The sequence below is a fragment of the Lysinibacillus cavernae genome, assembly GCF_009724685.1.
Classification (GTDB): domain Bacteria; phylum Bacillota; class Bacilli; order Bacillales_A; family Planococcaceae; genus Lysinibacillus; species Lysinibacillus cavernae.
Genome location: NZ_WMEF01000010.1, coordinates 24,698 through 37,683 on the forward strand (window position 1 = coordinate 24,698; position 12,986 = coordinate 37,683).

Annotated in this window: 14 protein-coding genes; 4 read left to right on the forward strand and 10 right to left on the reverse strand. The window is 35.5% G+C overall.

The genetic code is table 11. The annotated features are described in order from the left end of the window. Positions 1 to 23: 23 nt before the first annotated feature. Positions 24 to 1,481, forward strand: a complete 1,458-nt coding sequence (cls, locus tag GJU32_RS17500) for a cardiolipin synthase (protein ID WP_155593212.1) — start codon at positions 24 to 26, stop codon at positions 1,479 to 1,481. Positions 1,482 to 1,530: 49 nt separating this feature from the next. Here cls and GJU32_RS17505 read toward each other — a convergent pair whose 3' ends face one another. The 4 genes from GJU32_RS17505 to GJU32_RS17520 form a co-directional block, all read right to left on the reverse strand. Then, complete coding sequence (locus GJU32_RS17505; RefSeq protein ID WP_155593213.1) at positions 1,531 to 2,313, reverse strand: M15 family metallopeptidase; 783 nt, start codon at positions 2,311 to 2,313, stop codon at positions 1,531 to 1,533. Positions 2,314 to 2,471: 158 nt separating this feature from the next. Further along, positions 2,472 to 2,720 carry a hypothetical protein gene (locus GJU32_RS17510; RefSeq protein ID WP_155593214.1) on the reverse strand — a complete coding sequence of 83 codons (249 nt, stop codon included), beginning with the start codon at positions 2,718 to 2,720 and terminating at the stop codon, positions 2,472 to 2,474. A gap of 55 nt (positions 2,721 to 2,775) precedes the next feature. Next, positions 2,776 to 3,537, reverse strand: coding sequence for a membrane protein insertase YidC (gene yidC, locus GJU32_RS17515; protein WP_155593215.1), 762 nt, complete (start codon positions 3,535 to 3,537; stop codon positions 2,776 to 2,778). A 173-nt stretch (positions 3,538 to 3,710) separates the two neighbouring features. Further along, entirely contained in the window at positions 3,711 to 4,505 is a 795-nt protein-coding gene (locus tag GJU32_RS17520) for a helix-turn-helix transcriptional regulator (RefSeq protein WP_155593216.1), read from the reverse strand. Between the two features lie 504 nt (positions 4,506 to 5,009). On the opposite strand from GJU32_RS17520, the gene GJU32_RS17525 reads away from it, so the two are divergent. The 3 genes from GJU32_RS17525 (at position 5,010) to GJU32_RS17535 (ending at position 8,941) form a co-directional block, all read left to right on the forward strand. Next, positions 5,010 to 5,660, forward strand: coding sequence for a LytTR family DNA-binding domain-containing protein (locus GJU32_RS17525; RefSeq protein WP_004232004.1), 651 nt, complete (start codon positions 5,010 to 5,012; stop codon positions 5,658 to 5,660). A 353-nt stretch (positions 5,661 to 6,013) separates the two neighbouring features. Beyond that, positions 6,014 to 7,534, forward strand: coding sequence for a succinate CoA transferase (locus GJU32_RS17530; protein WP_155593217.1), 1,521 nt, complete (start codon positions 6,014 to 6,016; stop codon positions 7,532 to 7,534). 264 nt (positions 7,535 to 7,798) lie between these two features. Beyond that, positions 7,799 to 8,941 carry an MFS transporter gene (locus GJU32_RS17535; RefSeq protein ID WP_155593218.1) on the forward strand — a complete coding sequence of 381 codons (1,143 nt, stop codon included), beginning with the start codon at positions 7,799 to 7,801 and terminating at the stop codon, positions 8,939 to 8,941. 17 nt (positions 8,942 to 8,958) lie between these two features. Here the strand turns inward: GJU32_RS17535 and GJU32_RS17540 are convergent, their stop codons facing one another. The 6 genes from GJU32_RS17540 to GJU32_RS17565 form a co-directional block, all read right to left on the reverse strand. After that, complete coding sequence (locus tag GJU32_RS17540) at positions 8,959 to 9,267, reverse strand: hypothetical protein (RefSeq protein WP_155593219.1); 309 nt, start codon at positions 9,265 to 9,267, stop codon at positions 8,959 to 8,961. 500 nt (positions 9,268 to 9,767) lie between these two features. Next, on the reverse strand, positions 9,768 to 10,049 hold the full coding sequence (locus GJU32_RS17545; protein WP_155593220.1) for a GNAT family N-acetyltransferase: 282 nt from the start codon (positions 10,047 to 10,049) through the stop codon (positions 9,768 to 9,770). 126 nt (positions 10,050 to 10,175) lie between these two features. After that, entirely contained in the window at positions 10,176 to 11,090 is a 915-nt protein-coding gene (locus GJU32_RS17550) for a DUF1002 domain-containing protein (RefSeq protein ID WP_155593221.1), read from the reverse strand. A 156-nt stretch (positions 11,091 to 11,246) separates the two neighbouring features. Further along, the gene (locus GJU32_RS17555; RefSeq protein WP_155593222.1) at positions 11,247 to 12,104 is read right to left on the reverse strand and encodes a CvfB family protein; all 858 of its coding nucleotides are present in this window, start codon (positions 12,102 to 12,104) and stop codon (positions 11,247 to 11,249) included. 28 nt (positions 12,105 to 12,132) lie between these two features. Then, complete coding sequence (gene mntR / locus GJU32_RS17560) at positions 12,133 to 12,552, reverse strand: transcriptional regulator MntR (protein ID WP_036119205.1); 420 nt, start codon at positions 12,550 to 12,552, stop codon at positions 12,133 to 12,135. A 122-nt stretch (positions 12,553 to 12,674) separates the two neighbouring features. Beyond that, positions 12,675 to 12,971, reverse strand: coding sequence for a late competence development ComFB family protein (locus GJU32_RS17565; RefSeq protein ID WP_420798390.1), 297 nt, complete (start codon positions 12,969 to 12,971; stop codon positions 12,675 to 12,677). Between the last annotated feature and the right edge of the window lie 15 nt (positions 12,972 to 12,986).

Below are 12,986 nucleotides of genomic sequence, written 5' to 3' on the forward strand. Positions count from 1 at the left end.
CTATAGTAAAGGCAGGTGTAGGAATGAGCATTTTTACAGATATAGAATATTTAGTCCCTTTAACTATGTTGTTTAATATTTTAGCAGCCATGACCATCATTTTTTTAGAACGTAAAGATGCTACCTCTACATGGGCATGGATTCTCGTACTATTTTTCCTGCCATTAGCTGGATTTATTTTGTACTTATTACTTGGCAGACAATTACGAAGAAAGCATTTATTCCGTTGGGAAGGGCGCAAGGATATCGGGATTGATAATCTCATTAGCTACCAAAGGGAAGCCATTCGTAATGAAACATTTGAATTTCGCATTGCAAACGCTGAAAATTATCAAGAAATGATCTACATGCACCTCAGGACAAATAATGCCGTATTAACGCAGGACAACCATCTTGATATTTTTGATGACGGTGCCGATAAATTCGAACAACTCCTGAAAGATATTGATGCAGCTAAAGATCATATCCACATTCAGTATTATATCTTCCGTCTTGATGATTTAGGTACACGTATCGTTCAAGCACTGACTAAAAAAGCAAAGCAAGGTGTCAAGGTCCGCCTGCTCTACGATGAGATGGGCTCACGCAATGTGAAAAAGCGTCATTTTAAAGAATTACTGCATGCTGGTGGTGAAATAGAAGTTTTCTTCCCATCCATTTTGCCACTTCTTAATCCCCGTCTAAATTTTAGAAATCACCGTAAAATTGTTGTCATTGATGGTCGTATTGGCTATATTGGTGGCTTTAATGTTGGAGATGAATATTTAGGATTGCAAAAAAAGTTTGGTTACTGGAGAGACACCCACTTACGCATTGAAGGTAGTGCCGTGCACCCATTGCAAACACGCTTTTTATTAGATTGGAACCAAGCAAGTGCACAGCAAAAAATGGGTTACTCCGATCGCTACTTCCCTGCTATTCCCCAAAAAGGTGATGTTGGTTTACAAATTGTATCAAGTGGACCAGACTCAGACTGGGAACAAATTAAGATCGGTTACTTAAAACTTATTAATATGGCTCAAAAATACATTTACATTCAAACACCGTATTTTATTCCAGATGTAAGCTTCTTAGATGCCATTAAAATTGCAACCTTGTCAGGTATTGATGTGCGCATTATGATCCCTAACAAACCTGACCACATGTTCGTTTATTGGGCTACTTATTCTTATGTAGGGCAGTTATTACGTGCAGGAGCGAAAGTCTATATTTATGAAAAAGGCTTTATTCATGCGAAAGCCATTATTATTGATGATGAGGCATCGACTGTTGGAACAGCTAATATCGATGTACGAAGCTTTAGCCTAAATTTTGAGGTCAATGCCTTTATTTATGATGCCAACATATCGCACCAACTTGCAGAACTGTTTGAAAAGGATATTTTTGATTGTACTGAGTTAACATGGGAAATGTACAAAAATCGCTCGGCACTTATAAAATTCAAAGAATCTATTTCACGTTTATTAACACCTATTTTATAAAATAAAAAGGAAGAGAGCCTGTTCAACTAGAACCGCTTCTCTTCCTTTTTTATTTCACGCCTAAATATTCTTCTAATGTAATGTTCTGTTTTGTCATCTCTTTAGCAGCGTCTCTACCTACATAACGATAATGCCAAGACTCATACATATAACCTGTAATATCTTCTTTATTTTGCGGGAATCGTAGAATAAAACCATGTTCTTGAGCGTGAGCAAATAGCCACTGCCCTGCTGGTGTTTCCCCAAATTCTTCTGTCAGCCATAAATCTTCTTTTCCACGCTCTCCAATATCAAACGCTAAGCCTGTTTGATGTTCCGAATAGCCTGGACGAGCACTGTATCGATCTGCTGCTGCTTGTCCATCACGCTTAACATAGTTATCATAAAGTGTTGTTTGATATTCAAAAGAACGATAGCCACTAAATGCAACTAAATCAAATCCTTGTTGCTTGGCTGCTGCTAGCATTTGATTTAATGCTTGTCTTGCTTCTGGATTTTCTTCAGGTGCAAAGGTAGAAGGAAGCGGATAAATTTTATTTGCTAGCAAAATTCCATTTATATAAGTTGGTTCAGTAGGTAAAGTTTGATTTGGTAGATAGCCATTTTCATCAGGTTGCTGCTCTGGCTTTGCAGGTGTTTCAGGTGTATTGTCTGGTATCTCTGTTGCAGAAGAATCTTTTACATTTGTTTCGTTTGTTTCTGTTGTTTTTTGTTGCTCATCAGACGCACTATTTACTTGATTATTTTTATAGTTGTAAACTACAAAAATAGATACGATTAACGCGATAGAAATGAAAGCACCAACGATGAGCGGAAGACGATTGTTTTTCACTATTTATGCCCCTTTTAAAATATCAGGTATGAAAAGGATGATGTTCTTAAAGAGTTCCACCCTGAAAATACCTATTTCATGATATTACTAGTTTGATATAACCTCATTTTAGCACTGTTCACATTTTCAGGTGTGAATTTCCCACGTAAATCTTTAAATTAGTCTGTTAGAATGATAACAAAGACTACGATAGAGGCTATTGCGAAAAAGGTTGCCATATACTTCATCCACTTCGCTTCTTTAACATAGCCTTGTGCTTCAAAACTCTTTGCTCTAAACCCGTTTGATAAGGCAAACATAATTGTCATAGCAAGTACGGCAAAATTAAATTTCCCCATAATAATAAATACGAGCGCCGCAATACTAAAAATTGCGACAAGAATAGATGATAGCCACTTTCTGTTCATCTTGCTGTCCTCCTAAAAAAATCGAGGCAACAGAGGCGCCTCGACATCAATGAATTTATGATTTTGCTTTTTCGGGATGCTCCGAATAATATTTACGTCCAATATATGTTTGGATAATCAACAATGCACCGCTGACTGACCAATATAGAGGTAGAGCAGCCATTGAAGACATTGAGATAAAGACAATCATAATTGGTGAAATATAAATAAACATTTTCATCTGAGCTTTTTGTTGCTCAGGTACAGTCCATAATGATACACGAGCCTGGACTAGATAAACAATCCCTGCAACAATGGTCATAATGATATCAGGTGAGCCCAAGCTAAACCATAAAAACTCATGTGATTTCACATCTGCAGAATACAAAATCGAGAAATAAAGTCCCATAATAATTGGCATTTGAATTAACATCGGTAAGCAACCCATATTGAGTGGATTAATGCCATGCTTTTGATAAAGAGCCATCATCTCTTGTTGATATTGCGTTTGCTCTTCTTTAGTCTTAGCTTCCTTCATTTTTTTCTGAACGGCTTCCATTTCAGGTTTAAACGCATCCATTTTCGTTTTCATCAATTGTTGCTGACGATAGTTTTTCAACATAATCGGCATTAAGACTAAACGAATTAAAACAGTTATCGCAATGATCGCTAAACCATAGCTCCCTGAAAAGATATCATTCCCGAAAAATTCCAGTAAAAATTCCATAGGTTTTACAAAGATACTATAGAAAAAACCTTCTTTGTTTTCCACAGCTTGACAGCCACTAAGAACAAAAACGGCCAATCCAAGCATTGAAAATAGTTTCAAATTTTTCATTTTTCCACCTACTATTATTTATCAACTACTGTGAAGTATACCTTATACTGTCTATCTTTATCAAATAGCAAGTGCTACTAATTCTCGACGCTATTTCTTTATTATGATATTCGCAAAAAAGATGCGAACTTTAGCAATGCTAATTTGTTCGCACCTTTTATTTGCTCAAAGATTTAGACATTTTGTAATTCAGTTTCTGCCATTTCAAAACGATAAAATTCATGATGAAGCTCATCTCTAAAATGCTTTGGCGTAACTCCAGTGTATTTTTTGAAAATACGAGTAAAATAACTTTGATTACAGAAATGGAATTGATCTGAGATAGAAGTAATACTTTTGTTTGTATGCCGTAAGTAGTATTGTGATTCTTCTACACGTCGAACATTTAAATATTCGACTAATGTAATGCCTACATGTTCTCTAAAAATACGTGATAAGTGACTAGTACTTATATGAAAGTTATTGGCGATACTTTCTACAGTTAAATCGTTTTCTAGTTCATCATTTATATACATAATCACTTTGTTGACAGTTTGATGTCGGAAAGTCGGTTGTTTGCGATCTGCAATAAAGTAAACAAAGAAATCAATTAAATCATCGGCAAATTGTAAAAATTCTGCGTCTTTCATCTGATTTTCTATCATATCGTTACAAGCGATATTAAAAGCAAATGCTTTTTTCGAAGGTACTTGATTGTCCAGCAATTTGCGGGCGACGATTGATGACAAAACGGAAAAATAACTTCGGACAATTTTAATGACCTGCTTGCCAAAACGTATTGAAAGAATATCAATTAAATCATGCAAAGATTTTTTTGCTTTTGCAGATTCTAAATGGTAAATTTCAAAAATTAATTTCGACTCAATATTAAAAAATTCTTCGACACCGATATATTGGTTAATATTATCGATTTCTTGGAAGTATCTTTTGGATATCGTTTCTGACATAGAATGTTGATGTAGTTGCATAATCTTCCCCATCTTTCCTCAGAGTGCACGAATTGCATGACAATATTTGACATCAATCGCAACGAATTAAAAATAAGAAAATAGTATTTGCTTATTCAACATAAGAACTGAGTCCTATTTCACATTTTTTATAAAAAATAACTCTAAAATAACCCAACTAAAACACCAGATCTCAAAAAAATAGACTATACAGTGAATTTTACCATATTCTGCGATTTCCTTTCAACCACATTTTAATTGATACTCTAGTTCTAATTTATCACATACGCATAGTAGAAACCTCGTATACATATACCTAACAATTAAATTTTACCATATACCTATCAAAAAAAATTAGTCTTTATTTAAATTAATTTACAAATTATACAAAACATTTTGCATCATTCTAATGAGTCAATCGACATTTTTCTATTTTATTCCTAAATCTTCTCTATATAATTTATATGAATATGTAGTAAAATAGATGATAATACTATTTTTAAAAGTTTAGATGAGGTGTTTATAGTGGATCCAAAACAAATAGAAGAAATTATGGAGATTATTAAGGAATTCTTCCCTGAAAATACTTCCATCGCAATTTCTGATACCAATGAATATTTATATTACCAGCCGAGCAAAAAAGTTGATTTAAAAATTAAACCTGGCGACCCTATTAAAGAAGGTTCAGCTGCTCACAAAGCATTAAGCTATGGTCAAAAAATTAGCTCTTACATTGAACCTGATGTCTTCGGTGTCGCTTACTATGGAATGAGTATTCCTTTAATGGAGGAAGGCGAAACTAAAGGAGCTATTACTGCTATCTTCCCGCAAAAACCATCAGCATTCTTAACAAACTATATTACAATCAAAATCGATGATTGCTGGTACCCAATCAAACATGATCAAGTGATTTATTTAGAAACTCAACTCCGTAAAACATTTGTTAAAACAATGACTCGTGAAGGTTATCACCGTTTAAACCTAAGTGATCTAGAGCTATTTTTAGCACCTGACTCATTTATTCGTTGTCACCGCTCTTATATCGTTAACATTGACTACATCGATGAAATTCAACCAGATTCACACTCAACGTTTTTATTAATTATGAAAGACGGTACACGTATCCCTGTTAGCCAACGCTATGCAAGCTACTTCCGTCGTTCTTTAGGCTTCTAATTTTTAAGTACAACGAGCAATTTTTTAAAATTGTTCGTTGTACTTTTTTTACGCTAAAATTGACTACTTCTCTTCCCACATTAACAATTTTCACATAGTTTTTAATGTAGAAATCAACTAAATTTATACAGCTCTACAATAAAACGTTTTCTCTGTCGAAAAATCAACTTAATGCTCGGTTTTCCTTTTTTTACTCAATTTAATGCTATTCTTAAAGTTTTTGTGACAATTTGGTGATAGTATTATTCAAATGGTTGGAGTCATACTACAACTGAATAAACAGAAAATTCTCAAATGTTTTTTCTAGTTTTGTAATCGGTTTCCATCAAAATTATTTAGGGGAGGATTTTTTTATGGATGCAAATGTTCAAAAACGCCTAGGTTTAAAAGAACTTGAGAGTAAAATTGTCACTGCTGAAGCAGCAGCAGCACTTATTTCTAACGGTGATGTAGTTGGGATGAGTGGTTTTACTCGTGCTGGGGATGCAAAAGTTGTTCCAATGGCATTAGTTGAGCGCGCTAAAAATGAAGAATTCAAAATTGATGTATATACAGGTGCATCATTAGGACCAGAAGTAGACAAGTACTTAGCAGAAGCTGGTGCAATTCGTAAACGTGGACCATTCCAAGGTGACGCTGGTATCCGTAATTTAATTAATTCTGGTGATGTCTTATATGTAGATGCTCATCTTTCACATAATGCTGAGCTAGTACGCCAAGGAATTATCGGTCCAATTAACTATCTAATTCTTGAAGCTGTTGCAATTACTGAAGAAGGATTAATCATTCCAACAAATTCTGTAGGTAACTCACCAATCTTTGCAGAATATGCTGAGAACATTATTATCGAGTTAAACATTTCACATCCAGAAGCATTAATCGGTATCCACGATATTTATGTACCAGGTGAACAAGGTAACCGAGAAGCAATTCCAATGACAAATGCTATGCAACGCATTGGTGAAATCGGTATCAAAGTGGATCCAGCTAAAATTAAAGCAATTGTTATTTCTGAAGAACCAGATGCTCCTTCACTAATCGTACCACCAGATGAAGAAACACAAAGAATGGCAAACATTTTATTAGACTTCTTCAGTGACGAAATTAAAGCTGGCCGTTTAACAAAACAATTAATGCCATTGCAATCTGGTGTAGGGTCTGTAGCAAATGCTGTACTTGATGGCTTTGCAGATTCAGAATTTGAAGATTTAATTGTTGCATCAGAAGTACTTCAAGATGCTGTATTCAACCTAATCGATGCCGGTAAAGTTAAATTTGCTGCTGCTACTTCAATTACACTGACTGAAGAATTACAGAAAAAAGTATACGGCAATTTAGACAAATATGCCGATAAAATTTGCTTACGTTCACAAGAAATTTCTAACCACCCAGAGCTTATCCGTCGTTTGGGACTAATCTCAATCAATACTGCTCTTGAGTTAGATATCTATGGTAACGTAAACTCTACGCATGTATCTGGAACTCGCATGATGAACGGTATCGGTGGTTCAGGTGACTTCGCACGTAACGCACGTCTTGGTATTTTTGTCACAAAATCGTATGCAAAAGGTGGAGCAATCTCTTCTATCGTGCCAATGGTTTCTCACGTTGACCATACTGAGCATGATGTAGATGTAATCGTAACTGAGCAAGGTATTGCTGACTTACGTGGTCTTGCACCAAAAGAGCGTGTACCTTTAATTATTGAAAACTGTGCACACCCAGATTACAAAGAGCAATTATGGGATTACTACAACCGTGCTGTTGAAGCAACTGGTAACCAACAAACACCTCATATTTTAGAGGAAGCACTTTCTTGGCATGTAAATCTTGCTAAAAACAAGACAATGAAAAAAGAAGTTGCAAAAGCTTAATTACTAAATTATGGACGTCTAATAAGTCAAAACTTATTGGACGTTCTTTTTTTCTGTACCGAAAGCGACGCGGATCGGTTATTTGTTGTCAAAGAATATGACTATTACTTCAACTCGCGAGCTCGAAAAAACCTGTACATATTGTTTATCTATGCGAAAGCGAAGCTCAGCTGCAATTACGCCAAGACGTAATTGATTAGGAAATGTTATAATAGAACTATATGAAACTAACTTACTATCATGTTCTATTTCATCGGAGGAGCTATGAAGAAATTTATCTATGTTATTATTTTCTTTTCTTTTTTCGACCTTTTTACCCAGCTTCCTGTTATGAGTACATATGCTGAATCTTTAGGAGCATCAGCATTCCTAACGGGCCTTGCAGTGGGCATGTATTCACTTTCCAATACATTTGGTAATATCATTTCGGGCTTTTTAACGGATCGTAAAGGACCTTTTATCATACTAATAGTTGGTCTTTTAACAACAGGTTTGTCGTTAACACTTTATAATTTAATTGAGGAGCCAATTGCTCTTTTAATCGTACGTTTTGTCCATGGACTTGTGGCAGGTTTCATTGTTCCTGCTGCCTTTACATTTTTAGCAAACGCTACTGAGCAAGAAAAAAGAGGTAAGGGTAGTGCTATTTCTGGTGCATTTGTTGGTATTGCAGCGATTATTGGTCCTGCGTTTAGTGGTATATTAGCAAGTCGAACAAGTGTCCCATTTGTTTTCAATATCACTGCAAGCTTTATGCTTCTGCTAGGAATTCTTGCATTCTTTATACTGAAAGCCAATCAAGAAAAAAGTGAGAAAGCAGAGCCTAGTACGTATATTCCGATCAGTGTATTTTTTAATAACACAGGAACAGTAAAGGCATTTTTAGGCGCCTTTTTCTTAATGTTTTCTCAAGGTGTAATTGCTTATCTACTTCCACTTAAAGTTCAATCTTTAGGCTTTGACTCTCGTTTAAGCGGCACTTTAATGAGCACATTTGGTATTATTGCTGTCCTTGTTTTTCTATTACCAACAAATCGGATTTTTGATAAGGTAAATCCACTGAAAACATTGTCTTTTGGTATTAGTTTAATGGGAATAAGTCAATTATTAATTAGCCAAGCAGATTCAAGCTCCTTACTATATGTAGCGATGGCTTGCTATGGAGTCGGATTCGGTTTCCTATTCCCATCAGTGAACTCACTACTAATTGACTCTACGACTGCTGAAGTAAGAGGGAAAGCATATGGCTATTTCTATGCATTTTTCTCTCTTGGTGTAGTTTTAGGCTCTTCTTTACTAGGCTGGCTGTCACTTGGTATTATCAGCGGCTTTATCTTTACTGGGATTGTATTGTTGCTCTTTGCTGGAGCTATTCTTATTCCACGCAAAAGACCTTCTCATGCTTAAATGAGAAGGTTTTGTTATTATTTTTCTTTTTCTTGAATTTCTTCATTATAGAAATGAACACCCGTATGTCCTCCACCCTCAGCTACCATTTCATTCGAAGCAATTTTAGTTGGAGATGTGCCGGCCTCTGTTGCTACCTCTGCCGTTACACGCTCCGTAATTTTGCCATCCATGTTAGGACCTGCTGAAAGATACGACTCTAATTTGGCTTTCATACCATTAAACATCGTTAGCGCTTTATCACGATTCTCTTTTTTACTTAAATAAGATGCTGCTAACCCCGCTAAACCTGCGATGACAACACCTGTGCCTTTTCGTTTTGCCATGATTTATTACCTCCTAAAAATATAGAAACTAGCTCTGTACTAAAGTTTTTCCCTATTCTTAGAAGAATAAACATTATTTTTTTATTATTTCTAGCATATATATTAATGTAAGATTAATACTTGCTCTTTTATCTAGTAATAATTCTGCTATTTCAATACAATACGTCTTGTTTTTATTAAAGACAATCTTAATCATTCTCCTATCAGAAGCCACCCTAAAACCTTAAGTTTTTTCATTCATCCTAATTTTGTAACAATTTATGATTATAAAAGGCAAGTAAAGGGAATTAATGAATTAATACTAAAAACAGGAGAGTGGTTATGATGAAGGAATTAGATTTAGCTTATGATTGGATAGATATGGCTTCATTAATAGTTGGAGCTGGCTTCTTAACAGGTCTAATTTATAGTGTCATTCTACTGTAAGGAGCTGCTTAAATGATTTGCTCTAGCAATTAAAAAGGCAATCCGCTTTACTCCAAAGCAGATTGCCTTATTTTTTATTGTTTCACATCATTATATGCATCTGATTTTTCAAATGCTGCAACAACGTAGGAACACACAGCTTCCATTTTATAGCCTTTTTCACGTGCATACGATGCTGCTTGGTCGAGTAATTGTTTGGCCACACCCTGACCTCGGAGCTTATCTGATACATATGTGTGATCCATTACCATTACCGAGCCATTTTGCTGCCAAGTAATTTCTGCTAGTCTTTCCCCTTCTTGCTCATTCAAAAATGCAAATTTATCTTCAGCTAGTTGCTGTAATTGGAATTCCATTTCTCACCACTCCTTTTATTCATAGTATCATAGCTTTTTATATTTTCACAAAATTTATGTACATAAAAAGAATCTGTTTACCTACACTAGTAAGTTCTACAGATTCTTTTCTATTACATATAGACTTTAGTTAAACCATGAAGAAATAGTATCTTTTAAATTAGCAAAGAAACTTTTCACACTTTCCCAGAATCCTTTATCTTCCATAAGTGAGCCGAATTTCTCTTGGATTGTGTTACTAATATCATTTAATTGTTCCGACCATTTACTAAAATCAATATCAAGCTTACTGATTTTATCCATTAAATCTACTAGTAATTGACGGTCCTTTTCACTTAAATTAATTTCAAGCTTGTTTAATTGCTCTTGTACGATTTTTTCAACGTCTTCACGTGTTGCTGGTTTTAATTCCGCAATTTGCTTTTTAATTTCTGTCAGTAGCTCTGCAACTTTTGCGTCATCTACTCCTGCAGATTCTGCAATGGTTGTTGCTACCGATAATTCTTCGTTTGCTACATCTGTACGATCAATATCAAGTGTTTCACCTGTTGTGACCTCATATGCCTTATATATGCCTACTAACGCTGAGTGCCCTGTAACAGCTTTCGGTGCAGCTACCTGGACAGTTGCATCTTGAATTCCTGCCGTTAACATCGCATTCGCGTACATTTCAGAAGTAACTTGAGTAATATTAGAAGGCGTTACAATCTCTATAACTAGACCTTTTCCTGCATCTCTACGTGTAATTTTTGCAGAAGAATACATACGGGAGCTTGAATTACTATCTTTAATGTATTTAATTAGATCCTCACCTGACACCGTAATTTCTTCGATTTCAGGTTCTTCACTTACTTTTAATGATTTTTTTACAGACTCTTTTTCAGCTTCAGATAAATTTGCTCCATACACTACGATAGGTACGCCTAATTTTTCATCTATTGCTTTTGGAGGCGTATTGTCAGAGGCAAATCCTGTTGCTGGTGCCATCACTCCAAATACCAACATTGTAGCTGTTAGTATTTTAATCCATGTTTTTTTCAAATCGTGTGACCCCTTTCGCTAAAAACTTCTATTAGCCTGTATAATGTATGTCATTATACAATTATTAGTACGAAAAAAAGACGAGAAGGTTTCAAGGATGTCTCTCGTCAATTTCCTTTGGTAAATGCTATTTTAGCAAATCATTCTAATCATCCACTAAATTTCTTCAGTCCAACCATCTTGTTGCTTCACTTTACCCGCTTTCATAAGTGTTCCTAAGGCACGTTTAAATGCCCCTTTACTCATATTAAACATTTCTTGAATCTCTTCAGGAGATGATTTATCACTAAATGGCATTTTGCCACCTACATCTTGTATATAATTCAATATTTGCTGAGCATCATTTGAAAGTCGCTCATGTTTTCGTGGTAAAAGAGAGCCATTCATCGAACCATCTTCTTTAACATCGATAATACGAACAACAACATCTTGTCCTAATCGAGGCTCTGCATTGCGCTCTGATTCATGAACAAAAATACGGTAAGGAATCTCTACACCTAGCAAAAATGAGCCAACTGGTAACAAACGATATGGTCTTGCTTGGATGTTTTTATTATGCATATCTTCAAATGCACCTTCATATAGCTCAGAAATTTTTTCTTCCGTTGCTAAACGTCCAAATAAATCACCATTGCGGTCCGTGCGCAATGTCATAAATAAATGATCACCTGGTTCTGGCCACAATTCTTTTACTGCTGGTAAATCCTCTTCCTTCACTAAGACCTCACGTGATGTACCAATATCAACAAAAGCCCCTTCACGTTCAACCACTTTTAAGACACGTGCCCAGCCGTATTCACCTTGTGTAAACGCAGGAATAGCAGTTGTAGCAGCTAGATCGCCACGACGATCTACAAATAAAAATACTTCAAGGCGGTCACCTACTGTTAGTGGCTCTGTTACCTCTGAAGCATTTAAAGGTAGTTCTTCAACTCCATTTGTTAAAATCCATTTCGATGTTTGTTGCTCTAATACCGTTAACGTAACGACTTCACCTGATTTTAATTCGTTCATATTGTTTTCCTTCCTTCACACCATCATTTTAAAGATTGTGCTGTGTCTTAGATGCTTCTAACTTTTTCACGATGTCTGGATTCTCTTCCATTACTTGCACAAGATCTGCAATACGATCGATTGAATTCCAACTTAAATGATGCTCAATTCCCTCAACATCATCATAAATACGTTCTTCATCCACACCAATCATTCGTAAAAACTGCTCGAGCAATTCATGGCGCTGCACAAGACGCTTCCCAAGCTTTTCGCCTTTAGGCGTCAATGTCAGTCCACGGTATTTTTCATAAACTAAATAACCATCTTTATCTAATTTTTGAACCATCTTTGTAACAGAAGAAGGAAGAACAGATAATGCTTCAGCAATGTCAGACACTCGCGCATATCCTTTGTTGGCGATTAATAAATATATTTGTTCGATATGGTCCTCCATACTAGGTGTTGGCATATCCTTTTCCCTCTCTTTCCTTTTCTTACTCTCTAGTTTACTACAAGCTTGGCTTAAAAGTTAACTGAAAATACATATGCCAGTAAAACACTACCTGTACAACTTAAAAAGAGCCTCTTCTATTAAGAAGTAGGCTCTACTTTGTGTCGAGGATACTTATTTACCACATGTAACACATGAATAATCTCTTTGTTGATGCGCTCAATACTTTCAGGAGTATTCATTTCTTTAAATGCCTCATCTCTAGCTTCCATAGATGTAACATACTTACTTGGCAATGCATTTAGTGTAAGCGCCACAGTGTCAAATTCACAGATTTCGCATTTACAAAATGTTTGATATTCTGGTCCTCGTAGTAAAAAGCTTACTAAACCACGCACAATTTCTTCTGTAACATTTACTAAAATAAGATCTGACATATACAAACTTTCGCC

What these genes read in the sequence shown, in the direction of transcription:
- GJU32_RS17545 (WP_155593220.1), bottom strand. Translation starts at nt 10,049, where the DNA reads ATGGAATTCCAATTACAGCAACTAGCTGAAGATAAATTTGCATTTTTG.
- GJU32_RS17520 (WP_155593216.1), bottom strand. Translation starts at nt 4,505, where the DNA reads ATGCAACTACATCAACATTCTATGTCAGAAACGATATCCAAAAGATAC.
- GJU32_RS17510 (WP_155593214.1), bottom strand. Translation starts at nt 2,720, where the DNA reads ATGAACAGAAAGTGGCTATCATCTATTCTTGTCGCAATTTTTAGTATT.
- GJU32_RS17565 (WP_420798390.1), bottom strand. Translation starts at nt 12,971, where the DNA reads ATGTCAGATCTTATTTTAGTAAATGTTACAGAAGAAATTGTGCGTGGT.
- mntR (WP_036119205.1), bottom strand. Translation starts at nt 12,552, where the DNA reads ATGCCAACACCTAGTATGGAGGACCATATCGAACAAATATATTTATTA.
- GJU32_RS17530 (WP_155593217.1), top strand. Translation starts at nt 6,014, where the DNA reads ATGGATGCAAATGTTCAAAAACGCCTAGGTTTAAAAGAACTTGAGAGT.
- cls (WP_155593212.1), top strand. Translation starts at nt 24, where the DNA reads ATGAGCATTTTTACAGATATAGAATATTTAGTCCCTTTAACTATGTTG.
- GJU32_RS17555 (WP_155593222.1), bottom strand. Translation starts at nt 12,104, where the DNA reads ATGAACGAATTAAAATCAGGTGAAGTCGTTACGTTAACGGTATTAGAG.
- GJU32_RS17535 (WP_155593218.1), top strand. Translation starts at nt 7,799, where the DNA reads ATGAAGAAATTTATCTATGTTATTATTTTCTTTTCTTTTTTCGACCTT.
- GJU32_RS17540 (WP_155593219.1), bottom strand. Translation starts at nt 9,267, where the DNA reads ATGGCAAAACGAAAAGGCACAGGTGTTGTCATCGCAGGTTTAGCGGGG.
- yidC (WP_155593215.1), bottom strand. Translation starts at nt 3,537, where the DNA reads ATGAAAAATTTGAAACTATTTTCAATGCTTGGATTGGCCGTTTTTGTT.